The sequence below is a fragment of the Achromobacter sp. D10 genome (assembly GCF_035282245.1).
Classification (GTDB): Bacteria; Pseudomonadota; Gammaproteobacteria; order Burkholderiales; family Burkholderiaceae_B; genus Achromobacter; species Achromobacter insolitus.
On record NZ_JAYJLE010000005.1, the window covers coordinates 124,144 to 144,151 of the forward strand.

17 protein-coding genes are annotated in these 20,008 nt (G+C 66.3%); 8 read left to right on the forward strand and 9 right to left on the reverse strand.

What is annotated here, in order from left to right; translation table 11 throughout:
• Window positions 1–33: 33 nt before the first annotated feature.
• The gene (locus VCS63_RS16510; RefSeq protein WP_175199734.1) at window positions 34–2,052 is read right to left on the reverse strand and encodes a ligand-gated channel protein; all 2,019 of its coding nucleotides are present in this window, start codon (window positions 2,050–2,052) and stop codon (window positions 34–36) included.
• A 212-nt stretch (window positions 2,053–2,264) separates the two neighbouring features.
• Between VCS63_RS16510 and VCS63_RS16515 the strand changes: the two genes are divergently transcribed.
• Both VCS63_RS16515 and VCS63_RS16520 read left to right on the forward strand, forming a co-directional pair.
• Entirely contained in the window at window positions 2,265–2,978 is a 714-nt protein-coding gene (locus VCS63_RS16515) for a response regulator transcription factor (RefSeq protein ID WP_063642443.1), read from the forward strand.
• Window positions 2,978–4,369 (forward strand): sensor histidine kinase, encoded by a 1,392-nt coding sequence (locus VCS63_RS16520; protein WP_175202240.1) that lies wholly within the window; start codon window positions 2,978–2,980, stop codon window positions 4,367–4,369. The genes VCS63_RS16515 and VCS63_RS16520 overlap by 1 nt, the downstream gene beginning before the upstream one ends.
• 6 nt (window positions 4,370–4,375) lie before the next feature.
• On the opposite strand, the gene VCS63_RS16525 is transcribed toward VCS63_RS16520, so the two are convergent.
• Genes VCS63_RS16525 through VCS63_RS16535 form a run of 3 tightly spaced genes read right to left on the reverse strand, consistent with a single transcriptional unit; the run spans window position 4,376 to window position 7,148 of the window.
• Window positions 4,376–5,194, reverse strand: a complete 819-nt coding sequence (locus VCS63_RS16525) for a TatD family hydrolase (protein WP_175199736.1) — start codon at window positions 5,192–5,194, stop codon at window positions 4,376–4,378.
• 39 nt (window positions 5,195–5,233) lie between these two features.
• A complete protein-coding gene (locus VCS63_RS16530; RefSeq protein ID WP_042794054.1) occupies window positions 5,234–5,923 on the reverse strand; it encodes an ABC transporter ATP-binding protein in 690 nt (229 codons plus the stop codon).
• Window positions 5,916–7,148, reverse strand: a complete 1,233-nt coding sequence (locus VCS63_RS16535) for a lipoprotein-releasing ABC transporter permease subunit (protein ID WP_232033878.1) — start codon at window positions 7,146–7,148, stop codon at window positions 5,916–5,918. The genes VCS63_RS16530 and VCS63_RS16535 overlap by 8 nt, the downstream gene beginning before the upstream one ends.
• 178 nt (window positions 7,149–7,326) lie before the next feature.
• On the opposite strand from VCS63_RS16535, the gene VCS63_RS16540 reads away from it, so the two are divergent.
• Together VCS63_RS16540 and recJ are read left to right on the forward strand one after the other, a co-directional pair.
• On the forward strand, window positions 7,327–8,271 hold the full coding sequence (locus VCS63_RS16540; RefSeq protein ID WP_076814247.1) for a hypothetical protein: 945 nt from the start codon (window positions 7,327–7,329) through the stop codon (window positions 8,269–8,271).
• A complete protein-coding gene (gene recJ / locus VCS63_RS16545) occupies window positions 8,253–9,953 on the forward strand; it encodes a single-stranded-DNA-specific exonuclease RecJ (protein ID WP_042794057.1) in 1,701 nt (566 codons plus the stop codon). The genes VCS63_RS16540 and recJ overlap by 19 nt, the downstream gene beginning before the upstream one ends.
• A 246-nt stretch (window positions 9,954–10,199) precedes the next feature.
• Here the strand turns inward: recJ and VCS63_RS16550 are convergent, their stop codons facing one another.
• Window positions 10,200–11,510 carry an MFS transporter gene (locus VCS63_RS16550; RefSeq protein ID WP_238914113.1) on the reverse strand — a complete coding sequence of 437 codons (1,311 nt, stop codon included), beginning with the start codon at window positions 11,508–11,510 and terminating at the stop codon, window positions 10,200–10,202.
• Window positions 11,511–11,770: 260 nt separating this feature from the next.
• Between VCS63_RS16550 and prfB the strand changes: the two genes are divergently transcribed.
• The 4 genes from prfB to VCS63_RS16570 all read left to right on the forward strand — a co-directional run bounded on the left by prfB (window position 11,771) and on the right by VCS63_RS16570 (window position 15,541).
• Window positions 11,771–12,875, forward strand: a protein-coding gene (gene prfB, locus VCS63_RS16555; RefSeq protein ID WP_104653595.1) for a peptide chain release factor 2 whose coding sequence is annotated in 2 segments (ribosomal slippage) — window positions 11,771–11,851 and window positions 11,853–12,875 — 1,104 coding nt in all. Because the reading frame shifts where the segments join, the coding sequence is not laid out codon by codon here.
• Window positions 12,876–12,915: 40 nt separating this feature from the next.
• A complete protein-coding gene (locus tag VCS63_RS16560; protein ID WP_063642438.1) occupies window positions 12,916–13,671 on the forward strand; it encodes an SDR family oxidoreductase in 756 nt (251 codons plus the stop codon).
• Between the two features lie 10 nt (window positions 13,672–13,681).
• Window positions 13,682–15,205: a lysine--tRNA ligase gene (gene lysS, locus VCS63_RS16565; RefSeq protein ID WP_063642437.1), complete on the forward strand. Its 1,524-nt coding sequence runs from the start codon at window positions 13,682–13,684 to the stop codon at window positions 15,203–15,205.
• A gap of 15 nt (window positions 15,206–15,220) precedes the next feature.
• Entirely contained in the window at window positions 15,221–15,541 is a 321-nt protein-coding gene (locus VCS63_RS16570) for a preprotein translocase subunit TatB (RefSeq protein ID WP_042794060.1), read from the forward strand.
• A gap of 16 nt (window positions 15,542–15,557) precedes the next feature.
• Here VCS63_RS16570 and VCS63_RS16575 read toward each other — a convergent pair whose 3' ends face one another.
• Genes VCS63_RS16575 through VCS63_RS16590 form a run of 4 tightly spaced genes read right to left on the reverse strand, consistent with a single transcriptional unit; the run spans window position 15,558 to window position 20,001 of the window.
• Window positions 15,558–16,193 carry a TetR/AcrR family transcriptional regulator gene (locus VCS63_RS16575; protein WP_063642435.1) on the reverse strand — a complete coding sequence of 212 codons (636 nt, stop codon included), beginning with the start codon at window positions 16,191–16,193 and terminating at the stop codon, window positions 15,558–15,560.
• 6 nt (window positions 16,194–16,199) lie between these two features.
• On the reverse strand, window positions 16,200–17,354 hold the full coding sequence (locus tag VCS63_RS16580) for a thiolase family protein (protein ID WP_164794731.1): 1,155 nt from the start codon (window positions 17,352–17,354) through the stop codon (window positions 16,200–16,202).
• On the reverse strand, window positions 17,351–19,210 hold the full coding sequence (locus VCS63_RS16585) for an AMP-dependent synthetase/ligase (RefSeq protein ID WP_280133958.1): 1,860 nt from the start codon (window positions 19,208–19,210) through the stop codon (window positions 17,351–17,353). Before VCS63_RS16585 ends, VCS63_RS16580 begins: the two co-directional genes overlap by 4 nt.
• Window positions 19,207–20,001 (reverse strand): ABC transporter ATP-binding protein, encoded by a 795-nt coding sequence (locus tag VCS63_RS16590; protein ID WP_042797142.1) that lies wholly within the window; start codon window positions 19,999–20,001, stop codon window positions 19,207–19,209. The genes VCS63_RS16585 and VCS63_RS16590 overlap by 4 nt, the downstream gene beginning before the upstream one ends.
• Between the last annotated feature and the right edge of the window lie 7 nt (window positions 20,002–20,008).

Here is a 20,008-nt window from a genome sequence, read left to right on the forward strand (position 1 = left end):
TTCATGTTGCGGGCGCCAGGCGCCCTTTCAAACTCAGAACTTGACGCCCACGCCCAGCCAATAGCGGCGGCCGTCCTCGACATAGCCGTAGTCGTCATAGGTAACCTGCTTGTCGAACAGGTTGTAGATGCCCGCGTACACCGCCACGGTCTTGTTCACTTGGTACGAGCCCCCCAGGTCCACGAAGGTATAGGAAGGCGCGACCACCGATGAGGACGACGGGCCGGTGATGGGCTGGCTTTCCTTGCCGCGGTAGTTCACGCGCGCCCACGCCTGCAGCGCATCCGAGGCCTGCCAGTTCACAGTGGTGGTGAACAGGTGCTTAGGCAGCTGGTTCAGCGGCTGGCCCTTGTATTGGCCGGACTTCTGCTCCGACTTAGTGAAGGTGTAGCTGCTGGTCAGGGACCAGTCGCGCGACAGCGGCAGCTTCAAGTTGGCTTCCACGCCACGCGAATTGGCCTTGTCCACGTTCATGTACGTGGTCGGGTCCGAGCCAAACTGGTTCGGGCCGTCCGTGCACTGGGTCGCCGGGCACGCGACCCGTGTGATCTTGTCCTTGAAATCATTGTTGAAGACGGTCAGGCCCGCGTTGAAGCCTTCACCGTTGTCATACAGGATGCCGATTTCCTCGGTCACCGACTTTTCCGGCGTGAGGTCCGGGTTGCCGTACATGTTGCCGCCGCGGCTGACCTGGCCCCAGCCGGCCACCGTCTGGCGCAGGTCTGGCGCGCGGAACCCCGTGGACACGCCGCCCTTCAGGGTCCAGCGTTCGGCCATGTGCCACACGCCGTACAGGCGCGGGCTGAAGTGCGTGCCGAAGTTCTCGTCTTCGTCCATGCGCAGGCCGGTGGTTACGGCAAAGCTCTCTGTCAGGCGCCATTCGTCCTCGGCGAACAGGGCCCACTGATAGCGGTCCACCTTGCTGGGGCCGTTGGCCAGCTGATTGCCTGTCTGGTCGTTCAGGCGCTGGCTCAGGTAACTGCCGCCCAGGGTCAGCATGTGCGAGCCCAAGGGGAGCGTCCAGCTCGTCTGCAAGTCCAGGTTCTTGATCTTCATCTGGCGCGAGCGGTTGTCGAACTCCTCTTGCTGCACATAGCTGTCCGACACCCCCCAGCCCCACCGACCGGTATGTGACAGCGCCCACTTGTTGCTGCGGTAGTCGGTATCGGACGAGGCCGGGCAGCCGTTGCGTCCGCATGCCTGGCCGGGCGGCAGCGGCTCGACAGTCTTGCCCAGCGTTTCGTGCAGCTTCTGACGCATAGTGGTCGCTTCCAGCACGATGTCGTGGTCGCGGTTGGGCGTCAGCGCCAGCTTGGCCGTAACGCTTTCCGAGTTGCGCTTGCGGAAACCATCGACGATGTCGTCTTCGTCGCGCTGCGTCGCCTGGCCATAAATCTGCAGGCCCAGCAGGTCCGTCTTGATCGGGCCGGCCAGGTAGAAGTTGCCCTGGTAGATGTCGCCGGACTTGTTGCTTTCCTGGATCGTCGTGTCCAGGCGGATCTCGCCGCCCCACTCGGCCGGCACCTTGCGCGTGATGATATTGATCACCCCGCCCATGGCGTCCGAGCCGTACAGCGAAGACATGGGGCCGCGCACCACCTCGATGCGCTCGATAGCCGAAAGCGGCGGCGTCCAACCGCCTTCGACACCCGTGGAATCGGAGTTGGTGCGGGTCTCGCGCGAATTCTGGCGCTTGCCGTCGATGAGGATCAACGTGTACTTGGGGCCCATGCCGCGCAGGCTGATGTCCTGGCGGTCGCCGCCGCCGGTGACGATCACGCCCGGCACATCGACCAGCGCATCATTGATGTCGCGGTAGAACTTCTTGTCCAGATCCTCCCGCGTGATCACGCTGATCGACGCCGGCGCATCCTGGATCTCCTGTTCATACCCCGAGGCCGTCACCACCACGGTGTCCAGCGTCTTGGTGTTGTCCGCGCTTTGGGCCCAGGCAGGCTGCGCCATGCCGAAACCCGCGGCGCACAAGGCTGCCGCCAATTGCGTGCGCGACCCCGGACCGCGCCGGCCAGCGATCAATGCTTTGCTGCTCATGATTCCAATTTCTCCCGTCCCAGGCCTGCCCCGCACCCCGCGTGCGGCGTCAGACCTGCCCCGTACTTATTAATGAAAACCATTCTCATATTAGAATTGGAGCTGCCGGGAGCCAGCAACACGCTTTCCGCAACTTTTATCTTCTTTGAACTTCTTGACACTCCGGCCCGCGGTCATAAGCCAAACTGCCGGATGCAGAACCGACGATACGCATGCCTTTTTCCCACGCTCCGGCGACTCGCCGCATCCTGCTGATCGACGACGACGTCGAACTCGCGCAGATGCTGCGCGAATACCTGGAACCCGGTCACTGCCAGCTCGCGCTTGCGCATAGCGGCGCGCAGGGGCTCGCCCTGCTCGCGCAGGACGACTACGACCTGATATTGCTGGACCTGATGCTGCCCGACGGCAATGGGCTGGACCTGCTGAAGCAGTACCGGCAACGCTCGCGCCGCCCCGTCATCATGTTCACCGCCCACGGCGGCGAAACGGACCGCGTCCTGGGCCTGGAGTTCGGCGCCGATGATTACCTGGCCAAGCCATTCAGCCCACGCGAGTTGAAGGCCCGCATCACCGCAGTGCTGCGCCGCTTCGACGAAGTGCCGGAAGCCACCCGGCCCGCCCTGGCGCTGGGCACGGTATCGCTGGACCCCGCCTCCGGACTCCTGCGGGTGGGCGACAGCGAAATCGCGCTGACTGGCGCGGAACAGCGCATCCTGGAAATCCTGATGCGCACGCCCGGACAGGTGGTCGGGCGCGACCAGATCGGCCAGTACGCGCTGGGACGCAAGCCCGACCGCTACGACCGCAGCATCGACACCCACATCAGTTCCCTGCGCAAGAAGCTGCGAACTGACGCCGGCCCCGATACGCTGACCATCCGAAATCTGCGCGGCCTGGGCTACGTGCTGGCGGGTGCGGAGTGATGGCCTGGCTTCCTGCCCGCTCCCTGTTCTGGCGCGCGTTCCTGACTTTCTGGAGCGCCATGGCCGTCATCCTGGTATGCGGCATGGTGCTGACGGCGGCGGTGGCCTGGTACCGCTTCAACTCACTGGACGGCCTGAACCCCGGCAATCTCACACGCGACGCCGCCCAGATCGCCCGCACCGAGGACGTGGACGGCCTGAAGCGCTGGGTGGCGGCCATGGACCGGCGCTACTCGGCTCTGAAGATCTACATCATGGATGCCCAGGACCAGGACATCCTGGGCCGGCGGCTGCCCGCCCGCATGGAGGACTGGCTCGCCGATTTCCGCGCCGGCCCCGACCTGTCGCCAAAAGCGGACTACCTGCCCGCCGATCCCACCGGCGAGCGCGTTTCCTGGTGGGAGCCGCAAAAGCTGGTCCTGGCCGATGGATCGGTACTGTTGATGCTGTTCCTGCCGTTCGATTCGTCGCATTGGGAAGTACTGGCCCTGTCGCCGGTCGCGTTGGCGCTGATGCTGTTCGCCCTGGCGGTAACCGCTCCATTCTGCTGGGCCCTGAGCCGCCATGTGACGGCCCCCTTGGCGCAATTGCGGCAGACGACGCACGCCTTGTCCGCCGGGCAGCTGGACGCGCACACGCCTGCCAAGTTGGCTCGCCGCAAAGACGAGCTGGGCTTGCTGGCGCGCGACTTCGATGCCATGGCCGACCGTCTGAAGGCCCTGGTCGATACCCGCGAGCAGCTGCTGCACAACATTGCGCACGAACTGCGTTCGCCCCTGGCGCGGCTTCGGCTGGCCGCCGAACTGGCGCGGCGCAAGGATGAACGCCAGGACTTGCAGCTGGACCGCATCGAGCTCGAATGCGAACGGCTGGACGCGCTGGTCGGCAATACCTTGAGGCTGGCCCGCCTTGGCGCCCTGCCCGTGCCCACCGAAACCCTGGACCTTGCCGAGGTCGTGTCCGACGTCGTCGAAGATGCCCGCTACGAGGCCAGCGGCCGGCAAATCCGCATAGAGTGGGGGCACCACGCGCCCGTGCCCCTGATCGGCGACCGTTGCAGCCTGTCCAGCGCGATCGAGAACGTGCTGCGCAATGCTCTGCGCTTCGCGCCCGCGCACAGCGCGATCCGCGTGCGCCTTCTGTCGAACGCGCGCGAAGCCTGCCTGGAAATCGAGGACCGCGGACCGGGAGTGGCCGCGGACGAACTGGAATCCCTGTTCGAACCCTTCTATCGCACCGCCTCCGGCGCGCGCAAGCCTGGCAGCGGCGCCGGCCTGGGCTTATCTATCGCCCAGGCCGCCGTGGCCGCGCACAAGGGCAGGATGTCAGCCCGCAACATGTCGCCGCAAGGACTGAGCGTGCGCCTGGAATTGCCGCGCCCTGGCAACTGAGCGGCGTCAGTCGGAATCGGCAAGAATCGCGGCCGGAAGCCGGGGCAAGACGCGCATGGCGTTGGCGGTGGTGGCATGTGCCACCTGCGCGGGCGTAATGCCGCGCAACTCAGCCAGCGTGGCGGCAATACGCCGCAGCTCGGCCGGCGCGTTGCGGCGCTGCGGCGGGTGCAGCCAGGCCGGAGGAATGTCCGGCGCATCGGTTTCCAGCACCAAGTGCGCCAGGTCCACATCCACCGCATGGCGCCGGATCTGCAAGGCGCGCTCGTAAGTCATGGCGCCGCCCAGGCCCAGCGCAAAGCCCTGGTCGATGAACGCCTGCGCCTGCTGCGCGCTGCCGTTGAACGCATGCGCGATGCCGCCGATGCGCGGGTGGCGCCGCAAGTACTTCAAAAGAATGTCCTGCGATTTACGCACATGCAGCAGCACCGGCAGGCCGAACTCGGCTGCCAGCGCCAGCTGGGCGGCATAGAAGCGTTCCTGGCGCTCGCGCGGCTCGCCGGAAGCTATCTCAGGCACAAAGAAATCCAAACCGATCTCGCCAATGGCGACAAAGCGCGGGTCGCCCAGCGCCTCCTTGACCGCCGCGCGCAGTGCGTCCAGGTCGCCGTCGCTGGCGCGCTGCACATAGAGCGGGTGAATGCCCAGTGCGTACGCGCCGCCGGCGGTGTTGCCGGCCAATTCGCGCACCACGGAAAAATTGGCCCGCTCGACGGCGGGGATCACTATGGATTGGACGCCCGCCTCGCAGGCATCATCGGCGACGCGCTCGCGGTCGGTGTCGAACTCGGCGGCATCCAGGTGGCAATGGGTATCGATCAGCATGGGCGCGACCTCCTTGCCTGGATTATCCTCCGGCGCGTCCTAGCCGGAAACCAGGCGGCCGTTCTCCATCAGCAACTGGCGGTCAGCCCGCGCGGCCAGTTCGGGATCATGCGTGACAATGGCGAATGCCGTGCCGGACTCCTGGTTCACCCGCGTCAGGAGTTCGAACATATTGTGCGCGGTGTGGCGGTCCAGGTTGCCTGTCGGCTCATCGGCCAGCACGCATACCGGCCGCGTCACCAGCGCCCGCGCCAGCGCCACGCGCTGCCGCTCGCCGCCGGAAAGCTGCCCCGGGAAATGCCCTTCGCGCGCGGCCAGGCCCACCATGCCCAGGACCTCGTGCGCGGCCTCTCGCGCCTTATCGCGGCCTTCGCGGCGCACGATAAGCGGCATTGCCACGTTGTCCAGCGCCGAAAACTCCGGCAACAGGTGGTGGAACTGGTAGACGAAGCCCAGGCTGCGGTTGCGCACCGCGCTCTTGCGCCCTTCGGACAGGCCCACGGCCAGCTCGCCGTCCACCGATACGGAACCGCTGGTGGGCACGTCCAAAAGACCCAGGATGTGCAGCAGCGTGCTCTTGCCGGAGCCGGAGGCGCCGACAATGGCGACCATCTCGCCGCGCGCCACCGACAGGCTGACGTTGCTCAGCACCTCGATACGCGCGGGACCTTCGTCATAGACTTTGACAATATTGTCAGCCTGCAGCGCGGGAGTCAGATTGTCAGTCATGGCGCAGCACCTGTGCAGGTTGCAGGCGCGAAGCGCGCCAGCTGGGATACAGGGTAGCCAGCAGCGACAGCACCAACGAAGTCACGCCAATGGTGACGATGTCGCCCACCTGGGGATCCGACGGCAGCGCGCTGATGAAATAGATTTCGCGGGGCAGGAAATGCACGCCCAGCAGGCGCTCGATGAACGGCACGATCACGTCCACGTTGTAGGCGATGACGATGCCGCCCGCCACGCCCAGCAGCGTGCCGATGACGCCGATCAGCGCCCCCTGCACCAGGAAGATGCGGGCGATCTCCCGCGGGCCGGCGCCCAGCGTGCGCAGGATGGCGATGTCGGACTGCTTGTCCTTCACGGCCATGACCAGGGACGACAGCAGGTTGAAGGCGGCCACGGCCACGATCAGCGCCAGGATCAGGAACATCATGCGCTTTTCGGTCTTGACCGCCGCGAACCAGGTGCGGTTGTTGCGCGACCAGTCGCTCGCCATCACATAGGGCGGCAGCACCTTCTGCAGTTCGGCCGCCACTTCGGGCGCGCGCTGCATGTCGGCGATGCGCAGGCGCACGCCAGCGGTGCCGCTGTCGCGGAACACGCGCGCGGCATCCTCGTCATCGACGAAGGCCAGCGAGGAATCGTATTCGTAATGGCCGGACGAGAACACGCCCACCACGGTGAACTGGCGCATGCGCGGCGCGAATCCCGCCGGACTGATCGAGCCTTGCGGCGCCATCATCATGAGGGTATCGCCCAGCTTCACGCCCATGCCGTCGGCCAGCTCGTTGCCCAGCACCACACCGAAGCCACCGGGCTTCAGGTCGGTAAGCTTGCCCGACACCATCTGCCGCGGCAGGTCGGACACATTGCCTTCGGTCTGAGGATCGATGCCGCGCACCTGCACGCCCCGCAGGGCCTGCCCGCGTACCAGCATGCCTTGCGCCGCCACGAACGGCGCGCCCGCCTTGACGGACGAATTCTTTTCAGCGGCGGAAGCGAATTGCTGCCATTTTTCCAGCACCAGCTCCGGCACCGCGCCCGGAATATAGAGCTCGATATGCGGCAGCACCGACAACATGCGGTCGCGCACTTCCTTCTGGAAGCCGTTCATCACGGACAGCACCACGATCAGGGCAGCGACGCCCAGCGCGATGCCCGCCATGGAACTGGCGGCGATGAAAGAGATAAAGCGATCGCGGCGGCCGCGTCGCTGGCGGATTCGGGCCAGCCCGGCATAGCGGGCGCCTATCCATAGTTCGTAGGGTATTTTCAGCACGTGCGCATTATGGCATTAACCGCCTGGAATCCGCGCCGCGGATGTGCGCGTCCGAGACCAGGCGTTTCAAGCTATGGCAGTGCCGCAGGCCGCTTAGTTCCCGGGGCCAGCGGGGACTACAATCGCGCCCATGCTGATCGTCATTCCGGGCGCCCTGCCCGCCCTCCCCGTTGCCGCCGAACTGGCCAAGCACCTGCCCGAACGCGCTCCCACGCTGCATGGCTGGCTCCAGGCCGGCGCCGCCCGGCCCCAGGCTTACGACCTGCGCGCCCAGGGCTGCACGCCCTACGAATCCTGGCAGCTGGACCGCGCCGGCTACGTCCCCGAGCCCGGCCTGCCGCCCGGCGCCGGACTGGGCCCGCTGGTCGCCGGCGCGCAGGCCGACGGCAACGGCCCCGTCTGGCTGGCCGAACTGGTCCACCTCGCCTTGGGCACGGACCAGGCGACATTGCTGGACCCGGGCCTGATGGACCTGCGCGCCGAGGAATCGGCCGCGCTGCTGGATACCGCCCGCCCCCTGTTCGAAGGCACGGGCTTTTCGGTCGAGCCGCTTGCGGCCGAACGCTGGCGCCTGCGCCTGCCGGATGGCCTGCGCCCGCAGACCGCCAGTCCGCTGGCCGTGGCGGGACATCGCTTGAATGACTGGTGGCGCCAGGATGCGGAAACGCGGCCATGGCGCCGGTTGCTCAATGAAATACAAATGGCCTGGCACGAACACCCGGTCAACGACGCCCGCGCAGCCCGGGGCTTGCCGCCGGTCAACGCGCTGTGGCTCTATGGCGGCGGCGCGCCCTGGACGCAAGCCCGGCCAGCCCCGGCGCAGGTGTACACGAATCTGGACGCCCCCCAACGGGCCGGCGACTGGGCCGCCTGGCTGGATGCGCTGGCCGCGCTGGACGCGCAGCATTTGCGCCCGCTGGCGGGCAAGCACGGCCTGCCCGCCGCACCCGCCGAACTGCTGCTGCTGGGCGAAGACCGCAAGGTCGCCCTCACCCTGAAACCGCGCGGGGGCCTGCTCGGCTTGCTGCCCGCGCCCAAGAAAAACTGGAGCGCCTGGTGGTCTCACCCCGCTTAACCGTCCGCACGCCGGACTTCGACGCCTGCAGAATCCTCGAAGCCTCGGGCATCCACCCGCTATTGGCTCGCCTGTGGGCCGCCCGCGGCGTAACCCATCCCGATCAGACCCAACTGGCCTGGCAATCGCTGCTGCCGCCCACCGGCCTGACGCATTCGGCCCACGCCGCGGGCGTGCTGGCCGACGCCATCCAGGCGGGCAAGAAACTGCTGATCGTGGCCGACTACGACTGCGATGGCGCCACCGCCTGCGCGGTCGGCCTGCGCGCCCTGTCCGCCATGGGCGCCGACGTGGACTTCCTGGTCCCCAACCGCTTCGAGACCGGCTACGGCCTGTCGCCGGCCGTGGTCGACCTGGCCGTCCGGCATCGCGCCGGCAAGCCTGACATCATCATCACGGTGGACAACGGCATCGCCAGCGTGGACGGCGTGGCCGCTGCCAACGCGGCTGGCATCGGCGTAGTCATCACTGACCACCACCTGCCGGGCGACACGCTGCCCGCGGCGCTGGCCATCGTGAACCCCAACCAGCCAGGTTGCGGCTTTCCCTCCAAGAACCTGGCGGGCGTGGGCGTCATTTTCTACATGATGCTGGCGTTACGCGCAGAGCTGCGCCGGCGCGGCGTCTACGCTGCTGATGGCGGCCCGCGCCTGGACGCGCTGGCCGACCTGGTGGCGCTGGGCACGGTGGCCGACGTGGTCAAGCTGGACGCGAACAACCGCCTGCTGGTCACCCAGGGCTTGAAGCGCATGCGCGCCGGCCGCCTGCAGCCCGGGCTGCGCGCGCTGTTTGCGGTGGCCGGGCGCGAGCCTCGCGCGGCCAACGGCTTCGACCTGGGCTTCGCCCTCGGCCCCCGCATCAACGCGGCCGGCCGTCTGGCCGACATGAGCCTGGGTATCGCCTGCCTGACCACCGATGACGAAGCGCAAGCGCTGGAAATGGCGCGCGAACTCGACAACATCAACCGCGAGCGCCGCACGATCGAGGCCGAAATGCGCGAGCAGGCGCTGGCCGCCATGGAAGAGCCCAACGCGGCCGCGGGCGCCACGGTCTGCGTATTCGACCCGGGCTGGCACCAGGGCGTGGTGGGGCTGGTCGCCTCGCGCCTGAAAGAGAAATTCTGGCGGCCTACGCTGGCCTTCGCGCCCGCCGGCGACGATGAAATCCGCGGTTCGGGCCGCTCCATCCCAGATGTGCACCTGCGCGACGCGCTGGATTTGGTATCCAAGCGCCATCCCAACCTGATCCGCAAGTTCGGCGGCCACGCCATGGCGGCGGGCCTGACGCTGGGACGCGGCGACTTTGCGGCCTTTGCTCCCGCCTTCGACGCCGCCGTGCGCGAACTGACGGGCCGCGATACCTTCGAGCCGGTGATTGAAACCGACGGCTCGCTGGAATCCGGCTATGCGAATGCCGATGTGGCTGGCATGCTGCAGCAGCAAGTCTGGGGCGCCGGCTTCGCCGCCCCGCTGTTCCTCGACGAGTTCGTGGTGCGCAACCAGCGCCTGGTCGGGGAAAAGCACCTCAAGCTGTCACTGGAGCGCGGCCACCAGCGCTTTGACGCCATCTGGTTCGGCCACGACCAATCCCTGCCCGAGCACATCCAGGCCGCCTACCGGCTTGAACAGAACGTATGGAATGGGATGGTCTCGGTGCAACTGGTCATCGAGCACGCGGGATAACGCAATCGGGTGGGTTGTTGACGTTTGGTTTTGTGACGCTGGATTCTTGAGCCGCCAGAGGCCGGACTGCGGGATTCCGATGCTCGCCCCGGTGGGGCGAGCATCGGAATGGCGCAGGGCAGCCTCGGCGGCCAAAGAACCCCAATATCCGCAAACCCGAGGCCCTGAACCACCGCCCAAACGAAAAAGGCGCCAGGATCCATTCAACGGCCCCTGGCGCCCCGTAGCCCGGCACCGCCGAAGCGACTACTTATTCACCAACTTGGCCGGCTGCGCCAAGGCCACCAGCGCGCCCACCACCAGGCACCCCGACAACATGTAAAGCCCGGTGTTGGTCGTCCCGGTCATATCCTTCAGCCAGCCCACCAGGTAAGGGCTGACAAACCCCGCCAGATTTCCCACCGAATTGATCAGCGCAATCCCCGCCGCCGCCGCCGTCCCGCCCAGCAACGCCGTCGGCAGGCTCCAGAACAACGGCAGCACCGTGCAAATCCCGATGTTCGCCACCGTCAGCGCCAAAATCGCCAGCACGGTATTGCCACTCCACATCGCCGACAGCAGCAGGCCCAAGGCGCCAAACAGCGCGGGCAGCGCCACGTGCCAGCGGCGCTCGCGGTGCCGGTCGGAATTGCGCGAGATCAGGATCATGCCGATGACGGCGAACAGGTTCGGCACCGCCGTCAGCAGGCCAATGGCCAATGGGCTTTGCACCCCGGTGCTCTTGATCAGCGTCGGCATCCAGAAGCCCACACCGTACAGCCCCATCACGAACGAAAAGTAGATCAGCGCCATCGCCCACACGCGCGGCTTGGCCAGCGCGGCGCTGATCGGCGGATCTTCCTTTTGCTGTTCCTCGGCTGCGATGTTGCGGATCAGCACGGCCTTTTCGGACGCGGTCAGCCATTTGGCCTTGTTGATGCGGTCGTCCAGATAGATCAGCACCAGCACGCCTATCACTACCGAGGGTATGCCTTCCAGCAGGAACAGCCACTGCCACCCCGACAGCCCATGATCGCCATGAAAGGTGCTCATGATCCACCCGGAGATGGGACCGCCGATCAGCCCGGACATGGGCACCGCGGTCATGAAGAAAGTCGTGATGCGGCCGCGCCGGGCCGCCGGATACCAATAGGTCAGGTACAGGATGATGCCCGGAAAGAACCCGGCTTCGGCCGCGCCCAGCAGGAAGCGCAGGATGTAGAACATATGCACGCTGGTCACGAACATCATGCAGGCGGAAATGATCCCCCAGGTGATCATGATGCGGGCGATCCAGACCCGCGCGCCCACCTTGTGCAGGATGATGTTGCTGGGAATCTCGAAAATGAAATAGCCGATGAAGAAGATGCCGGCCCCCAGCCCATATACCGTTTCGCTGAACTGAAGCTCCTGCAGCATCTGCAGCTTGGCGAACCCCACGTTCACGCGGTCCAGGTAGGCCACGACGTAGCACACCACCAATAGCGGTACCAGCCGCCACCCTACCTTGCGGTAGATCCGGTCTTCCTCTGTCGCCGGGATCGCCGGCGATACCCCGGGGGCCATCGCGTTGTCCATCTATGTCTCCATTCCTCTGTCGGGATAGGCCGGCTGCTCGCCGGCGCCGTCGCGTCCCGCTACGCTCCGATCAGGAACGGCCGGGTCCGCCACCCGCAGCCTAGAATCCAACAGTTGACAAAAAACTGAACAACTTGCGCGCAGCAGACCCATCCAGGCCTGTGCGATCCGTCCCCCTTCTTGCCCGACGGGGCCGCGCACTTGGCCCAAGCACGGTAAAATGTTCGGTTTCGCACAAAAGTCATCAGGACAGGATCATCATGGAAGCCGAACGTCAGAACCAGCTCGCAGCCCGCCTCGCCGATTACGCGGAGCGCGAACAGGCTCTACGGAGGTATCTTTGACTACGATGCCAAAGCCGAACGCCTGCAAGTCGTAAACGCCGAACTCGAAGATCCGGCGGTCTGGAACGACCCCAAGCACGCCCAGGACCTGGGCCGTGAAAAGAAAGCCCTCGAAGACGTGGTGGAAACGCTCGCCAATCTCGGCACGGGCCTGGCCGACTCGAACGAATTGTTCGAAATGGCCGCCGCCGACGATGACGACGCCACCCTCGAATCCATCGAGCAGGACGCCGACGCCTTCCAGGAAAAGCTGGAAGCCCTGGAATTCCGCCGCATGTTCTCCAATCCGGCCGATCCGCTGAATTGCTTCCTGGACATCCAGGCAGGCGCCGGCGGCACGGAAGCGCAGGACTGGGCCTCCATGCTGCTGCGCCAGTACCTGAAGTACGCCGAGCGCAAGGGCTTCAAGGCCGAAGTGCTGGAAGAATCCGAAGGCGACGTGGCAGGCCTGAAGTCCGCCACCATCAAGATCGAAGGCGAATACGCCTTTGGCTACCTGCGCACGGAAACCGGCGTGCACCGCCTGGTCCGCAAGAGCCCGTTCGATTCGTCTGGTGGCCGCCACACGTCGTTTGCCAGCGTTTTCGTCTACCCCGAAGTCGACGAGTCCTTCGAAGTCGAAGTGAACCCCGCGGACCTGCGCGTGGACACCTACCGCGCTTCCGGCGCGGGCGGCCAGCACATCAACAAGACCGATTCGGCGGTGCGCCTGACCCACATGCCCACCGGCATCGTGGTGCAGTGCCAGAACGATCGTTCGCAGCATCGCAACCGCGCCGAAGCCATGCAGATGCTGAAGTCCAAGCTCTACGAACTGGAAATGCGCAACCGCATGGCCGAGCAGCAGAAGCTGGAAGACTCCAAGACCGATGTGGGCTGGGGCCACCAGATCCGTTCCTACGTGCTGGACCAGAGCCGCATCAAGGACCTGCGCACCAACGTCGAAATCTCCAACACCCAGAAGGTGCTGGACGGCGACCTGGACCCCTTCATCCAGGCCAGCCTGAAGCAGGGCATCTAAGTTTCGCGATACTCCCCTCAACGCATCCAGAGGTTCACGAATGTCCGACACCATTGCAATTCTCACCGGCGCATCGCGCGGGATCGGCGCCGCCATGGCGCGCGGCCTGGCCAAACCAGGCACCCGCCTGATCACGTTGGCGCGCCGGGAAGATCCTGAGCTGGCCGCTTACGCGCGCTCGCAGGACGTGCAGCTCGAACAGCTGTCCGTGGACCTCTCGGACCTGAACGCCGTCGAGGCGGTGGCGCAGCGCATCTGCGCGTCGCTGCCGCGCGACGCCGGCCGCTATCTGCTGATCAACAACGCCGGCACTGTGCATCCCATCGCGGGCACCGACGCGCTGGTCGACGGCGCGGCCATCGCCGCCGCCTTCAACCTGAACGTCAGCGCCGTCATGCTGCTCACGGCGCGCTTTCTGGCCGCGGTCGAAGACCTCCAGGCCGACCGCCGCGTGCTCAATATCTCCTCCGGCGCGGGCCGCAACCCGAATGCCGGCTGGGGTGTCTACTGCGCCACCAAGGCTGCGCTCGATATGTACTCGCGCGTGGTCAAGGCGGAGCAAGGCGCCGACGGCGCGCGCATCGTCGCGCTGGCCCCCGGCATCGTCGACACCGACATGCAGGTCGCCATCCGTTCCAGCGATCCGGAAAGCTTCCCGGCGCTGGCCAAGTTCCAGGAATTCCACGCGACCGGCAAGCTGTCTTCGCCCGCCAACGTGGCCTCCCGCATCCTCGCCTACCTGGATCGCGAAGATTTCGGCACGACCGAAATCGACGACATCCGCAATTACGACTGACTCCCCGACCATGACCGACCACTCGACCACTCCGGCGCCCGCCCAGGATGAAAACCGCTTGATCGCCGAACGGCGCGCCAAGCTGGCCAAACTGCGCGAAACCGGGGTCGCGTATCCCAACGACTTCGTTCCGGACGCTCGCGCCGCCGCGCTGCATGACAAATACGACGGCCAGGAGCAGGAAGCCCTTGCCGCCAACCCTGTCACCGTCAAGGTCGCCGGCCGCATGATGCTCAAGCGCGTCATGGGCAAGGCCAGCTTCGCCACGCTGCAGGACAGCACCGGCCGCATCCAGATCTACCTGGACCGCGGCACCCTGGGCGAAGACAGCTACGCCGCGTTCAAGCAATGGGACATCGGCGACATCATCGCGATCGAAGGGTCGGTCTTCAAGACCAACAAGGGCGAGCTGTCGGTGCACGCCGCCAGCGCGCGCCTGCTGTCCAAGTCGCTGCGCCCGCTGCCCGACAAGTTCCACGGCGTGGCCGACCAGGAACTGCGCTACCGCCAACGCTACGTCGACCTCATCATGACGGACGCCACGCGCCGCACGTTCGAAGCGCGCAGCAAGGCCGTGGGCAGCATCCGCCAGTTCATGCTGAACGCCGGCTTCCTCGAAGTGGAAACCCCCATGCTGCACCCGATTCCGGGCGGCGCGGCGGCCAAGCCCTTCGTCACGCACCACAATGCGCTGGACATGGAAATGTTCCTGCGCATCGCCCCCGAGCTCTACCTCAAGCGCCTGATCGTGGGCGGCTTCGAGCGCGTCTTCGAAGTCAACCGCAACTTCCGCAACGAGGGCGTGAGCCCGCGCCACAATCCTGAATTCACCATGATGGAGTTCTATGCGGCCTTTGCGGACTACCGCTGGCTCATGGACTTCACGGAAGAACTGATTCGCCAGGCCGCCATCTCGGCCACCGGCAGTGCCGTGCTGACCTACCAGGAGCGCGAGCTGGACCTGGGCAAGCCGTTCGACCGCCTCACCATCTGCGAAGCCATCCTCAAGTACGCCCCGGGCTATACCCAGGCTCAACTCGACGATCCGGCCTTCCTGCGCGCGGAGCTCAAGAAGCTGGGCGCCGACGCGGACGGTCCGGTGCTGTCGCGCGCCGGCCTCGGCGCGCTGCAACTGGCTCTGTTCGAAGAGACCGCCGAAGCCAAGCTTTGGAACCCCACCTACATCATCGACTACCCGGTGGAAGTCTCCCCGCTGGCGCGCGCCTCCGACACCCGCGCAGGCATCACCGAGCGCTTCGAGCTCTTCATGACGGGCCGCGAAATCGCCAACGGCTTCTCGGAGCTGAACGACCCCGAAGACCAGGCCGAGCGTTTCCGCTCGCAGGTCGAGGCCAAGGACGCTGGCGACGAGGAAGCCATGTACTACGACGCGGACTACATCCGCGCCCTGGAATACGGCATGCCTCCGACGGGCGGCTGCGGCATCGGCATCGACCGCCTGGTCATGCTGCTGACCGACAGCCCCAGCATCCGCGACGTCATCCTCTTCCCGCACCTGCGCCGTGAAGACTAAGCAGGCGCTGGCATCATGATCTTCAAGATCCTGATGCTGCTGCTCGTCGCGGCGGGGCTGATCTACTGGATCAAACAGCCCCGCGGCGGCACGCCCTATTCGCCCTACCCGACGGCGCGCCCGCGCCGGCCGGTGTTCATCGCGCTATGCATCGCCGCAGCCCTCTCGGTGGCCGCCTCGTTGATGACCTTCCTGCTGTGGGCGGGCGGCGTGGCAGGCGGGGTCACCGGCGGCGGCTATCGCGGCCAGGTGGATTTCCTGCTGCCCGTGGCGGGCACCCTGCTGGCGTTGGCTGTCGTCTGCGCCGTGGGCGCGTTCTTCAAACGCCGGGGCTAGACGCCCCGCGACCCACCTATTCGGGCCACTTGCCGGCCCCGGCCGGCAGCGAAGGCAGCGACGCCTGCAACATCGCATCAATGAACTCGGCGGGTTGCAAGCGGCCATCCGGCTTGTACCACTGCACCGTCAGGTTCATGGCGCCCAGCACGCAGCGCTTGATGACGCGCGCATCGCCCTGGAGCAACCCGACGGCGACGGCCGCGGCCACCGCATCCTGCCACATCGCCTCGTAGCGGTCGCTCAGCGATTTCACGGCAGCCCGGCTGGGCGCGGACAAGCTGCGCCATTCGTACACCAAGGCGTTCATGGCGTCGCCCCCCGCGCCGTGCAGCATGCTCCACATGTGCACACGGAACAGCGCCGCCAACCTGTCGGCCGGCGCCTGGTAGCGCGCCAGCGCCCGCTCGCCGTCGTCTATCACTTCCTGGATGCCGTTGTTCATCACCGCCACCAGGATCTCCTCCTTGCTGCGGAAATGATGGAACAGGCTGCCTGACTGCAGGCCCACCGCCCGCGCCAGCTCGCGCACCGTCGTGCGCTCGTAGCCGTGCTTGCAGAACAGCTGCCCCGCAGTCAGGACCACTTCGCGCCGGCGTTCGGACTCGGAGCCCTCGTCCCGAGCGCCGGCGGCCTCCCGGATTTTCTCCATGTGCGGTCACAGCCTCTGGATGATGGTCGCAGTAGCCATGCCGTGGCCGATGCACATCAGTTGCATGCCCAGCTCTCCTTCGGTCGCCTCCAGCCCTGCCAGCATCTTGGCCATCAAGCCGGCTCCCGTCGCCCCGAGCGGATGACCATGGGCGATTGCGCCGCCCCAGGGATTGACGCGTGACAGGTTGGCGCCCAGTTCACGCTGCCACGCCAGCACCACGCTGGCGAAGGCCTCATTGATCTCGATCCAGTCGATATCGTCCAGACTCAGGCCTGCGCGCGACAGCGCCTGGCGGGCCGCCGGTATCACTCCCGTCAGTTGCAGCACCGGATCCGACCCCACCGCCACCCGCGCCAGAAAGCGCGCGCGGGGCCGCAGTCCGTCGGCCAGCGCTGTGTCGCGATCGGCCAGCAATACCGCGGAGGCGCCATCGGCGAGCTGGCTGGCGTTGGCGGCGGTGACACGACCCTGGCCCGGCGGCCGCAATGCGGGCGCCATGGCCGCCATGCGGGCGGCATCCGTCTTTTCGCGTATGCCTTCGTCGCGCCGCGCCGCCTCCTGCGGCCCCGGCAGCAGCTCGGCATGGCGGCCCGCCTGCGCCGCGCTCCAGGCGCGCGCATGGCTCTCGCGGGCCCATTCATCCATTTCGGCCTGAGAGAGCTGCCAGCGCTCGGCAATCCGTTCGGCGCTCTCGATCTGGTGGATCAGCGGATAACGATCCAGCAAGGCCGGATTCAGGGTCTCGAAACCGCGGAACTCGCCCTGGCCCAGCGTCACGTCCAGGAACATCGGCACACGGCTCATGCTCTCGACGCCGCCCGCGACCACATAACGCATATCGCCCGCAGCGATGGCCTGCGCGCCAAAATGCACCGCCTGCTGGCTGGATCCGCACATGCGGTTCAGGGCCACGCCCGGTACGCTCTCGGGCAGTCCTGCCAGCATGGCCGCCAGCCTGCCGATATTGGCGCCTTGCTCGCCGGCCTGGCTGACGCAGCCGGCGATCAGGTCCTCGACCTGGGCGCCAGGCAGTCCGGCTCGCGCCAGCAGGCCGCGTACGGTATCGGCCAGCAACGTGTCCGGGCGGGTATCCGCCCACCATCCCCCGCGCCGTCCGAAGGGGGTGCGCACGGCCTCCACGATCACAGCTTCGTTCATGCCGTTGTCTCCTCAACGTAGAGCGCTTCGATTTCGTCCGCATAGCTGCGGTAGATGCTGGCGCGCCTGACCTTCATGGTCGCGGTCACCTCGCCATCGTCATGGTCCAGCTCCTTGGTCAGCAAGTGGAAGCGCTTGATCTGCGCCACCGGAGCCAGCCCGGCGTTGGCGCGCGCGACTTCCTCTTGGACCAGTTCGCGCACCTGCGGGCATTCGGCCAGCGACCGGAAGTGCGTGAAGGCGATGCGGCGCGACTCCGCCCATTTGCCCACCGTGTCGAACTCCAGCTGGATCAGCGCCGACACGTACTTTCTGCCGTCGGCGATCACAATGCATTCCTTGACGTAAGGACTGCCCTTGACGGCATTCTCGATCTCGGAAGGCGTCAGGTTCTTGCCGCCGGCCGTGATCATGATGTCCTTCAGCCGGTCCACGATGCGCACACGTCCTGCATCTTCCGCCACGACGTCGCCGGTATAGAGCCAGCCATCGCGCACGGTGCTGGCCGTAGCATCGGGATTCTTGTAATAGCCCTGGAACACCATGTCGCCGCGCACCAGCAGTTCGCCGGCCTCGCCCATGCGCCATTCCACCCCCAGGATGGGCTCGCCCACGGTTCCTACCTTCACTCGGTCGGGATGCTGGCCGAAGATCATGCCCGCCGACTCCGTCAGCCCGTAGACCTCGATCAATGGCACGCCCAGCGTGCGGAAATAGCGCACCACGTCCGGCGAGATCGGCGCCGCGCCCGTCATGGCCACGCGCACCCGGCGCAGGCCAATGAAATTCTGCAAGGCGCGCAGCACCAGCCAGTACCATAGCCAACGCGTCCAGCGCTCGCCCAGCGTGTACTGCGCGGGGGACTTCTCCAGGAACGGCCCGCAGGCTGCAATTGCGCGTCGGTACAACCATTGCTGCAGGCGCCCTGCTTCCTGCATCTTGATCGAAATGGCCGCATGCAGCTTTTCCCAGATACGAGGCACGCCCAGGAATATCGTCGGGGCGACCTCGCGCAGGTCTTCCTGCACCGTGCGTATCGATTCGCCGAAATTCACCTGCGCGCCCAGGTAAATGGGCACGAAGGTGGAAAGCATCTGTTCAGCTACGTGGCATAGCGGCAGGTACGACAAATGCACGCTGGTGCCGTCCATCGCCAGCCGGTCGGCGATCCCCGGCGCCACGCCGCGCATGTTGCCGTAGCTGAGCATTGCGCCTTTGGGTTTGCCGGTGGAGCCGGATGTGTAGATCATGAGGCCGGTGTCTTCCAGGCCCTGGCCGTCCAGCGCCTGGTTCAGCGCGGCAAGCTCTTCAGCCTCGCGCCGCTTGCCCTCCGCCTCGATCTCGGCATAGGTCACGATGCGTGCGCGGTCAGCGGGCGCATAGGATCGCAGGCCCTTGGTTTCCATCATGATGATGCGCCGCAAGAGCGGCAGCCTGTCCGCTACCTGCAGTACCTTGTCAGTCTGCTCCTGGTCCTCGCACACGACCAGTTCCACGTCCGCGTGCTCGAGCACATAGCCCATTTCCTCGGCCGGACTGGTCGAATACACACCCACGGCCACCGCACCGACGGCCCCCGCCCCCATCTGGGCCAGCAACCACTCCACGCGGTTCTCGGACACGATGGCAACGCGGCCTCCCACGCTCAGCCCCTGCGCGCGCAGCCCCAATCCCACGTGGCAGGCCCGGCGCCAGTACTCCGCCCAGCTCAGCGGCTTCCAGATGCCGAAGTCCTTCTGCCGGATGGCAATGGCTGTGGGGCGCAGGCGAGCCTGCTCGCGCAGCATCTGCGGCAGCGTCAACGCCGGCCAGTCCTGCGCGGATGCGCTGGAGATATCCATGTGCTTGTCCGTCATGAAAGCCAGCGCTTGCGGCGCTTGTAATGCTTGATGTCGCGAAAGCCACGGGCCTCGCCCGTTCCGCCCACGCCCAGGTAGAACTCGCGCACGTCAGGGTCCGCGGCCAGCTTCTCGGCGCTGCCGTCGATCACGACCTTGCCCGTTTCCATGATGTAGCCGTAGTTGGCTACCGCCAGCGCCACCGAGGCGTTCTGCTCGACCAGCAGCATGGACACCCCCTGTTCGTGGTTGATGCGCGCGATGATGGAAAAAATGTTCTCCACCAACATCGGCGACAGGCCCAGCGAGGGTTCGTCCAGCAGCATCAGCCGGGGTTGCGCGATCAGCGCCCGGCCGATGGCCAGCATCTGTTGTTCGCCGCCCGACAGGTAGCCCGCCAGGCCGCGGCGCCGCTCGAACAGGCGCGGGAAGTAGCCATAGACCAGGTCGAAGTCCGGCCTTGCGTCCGACCTGCCCGTCAACGCGTACGTCGCGGCCACCAGGTTTTCTTCGACCGTCAGGTCCTCGAACACCCGGCGTCCTTCCATCACGTGCGCCAGCCCCGCCCTCACCAGGTTCTGGGGCCGGGCGCCCGCGGTGTCTCCGCCGTTGAAGACGATCTGCCCGCGCACCAATGCGCCATCCTCCAGGTCCAGAAGGCCGGACACGGCCTTCAGCGTGGTGGACTTGCCGGCGCCATTGCTGCCCAGTAGCGCCACGATGCTGCCGGCGGGCACCGACAAGGACAAGCCGCGCAGCACCTGCACCGCCTTGTTGTAGACGACTTCGATATTGTTGATATCGAGCACCGCCGGA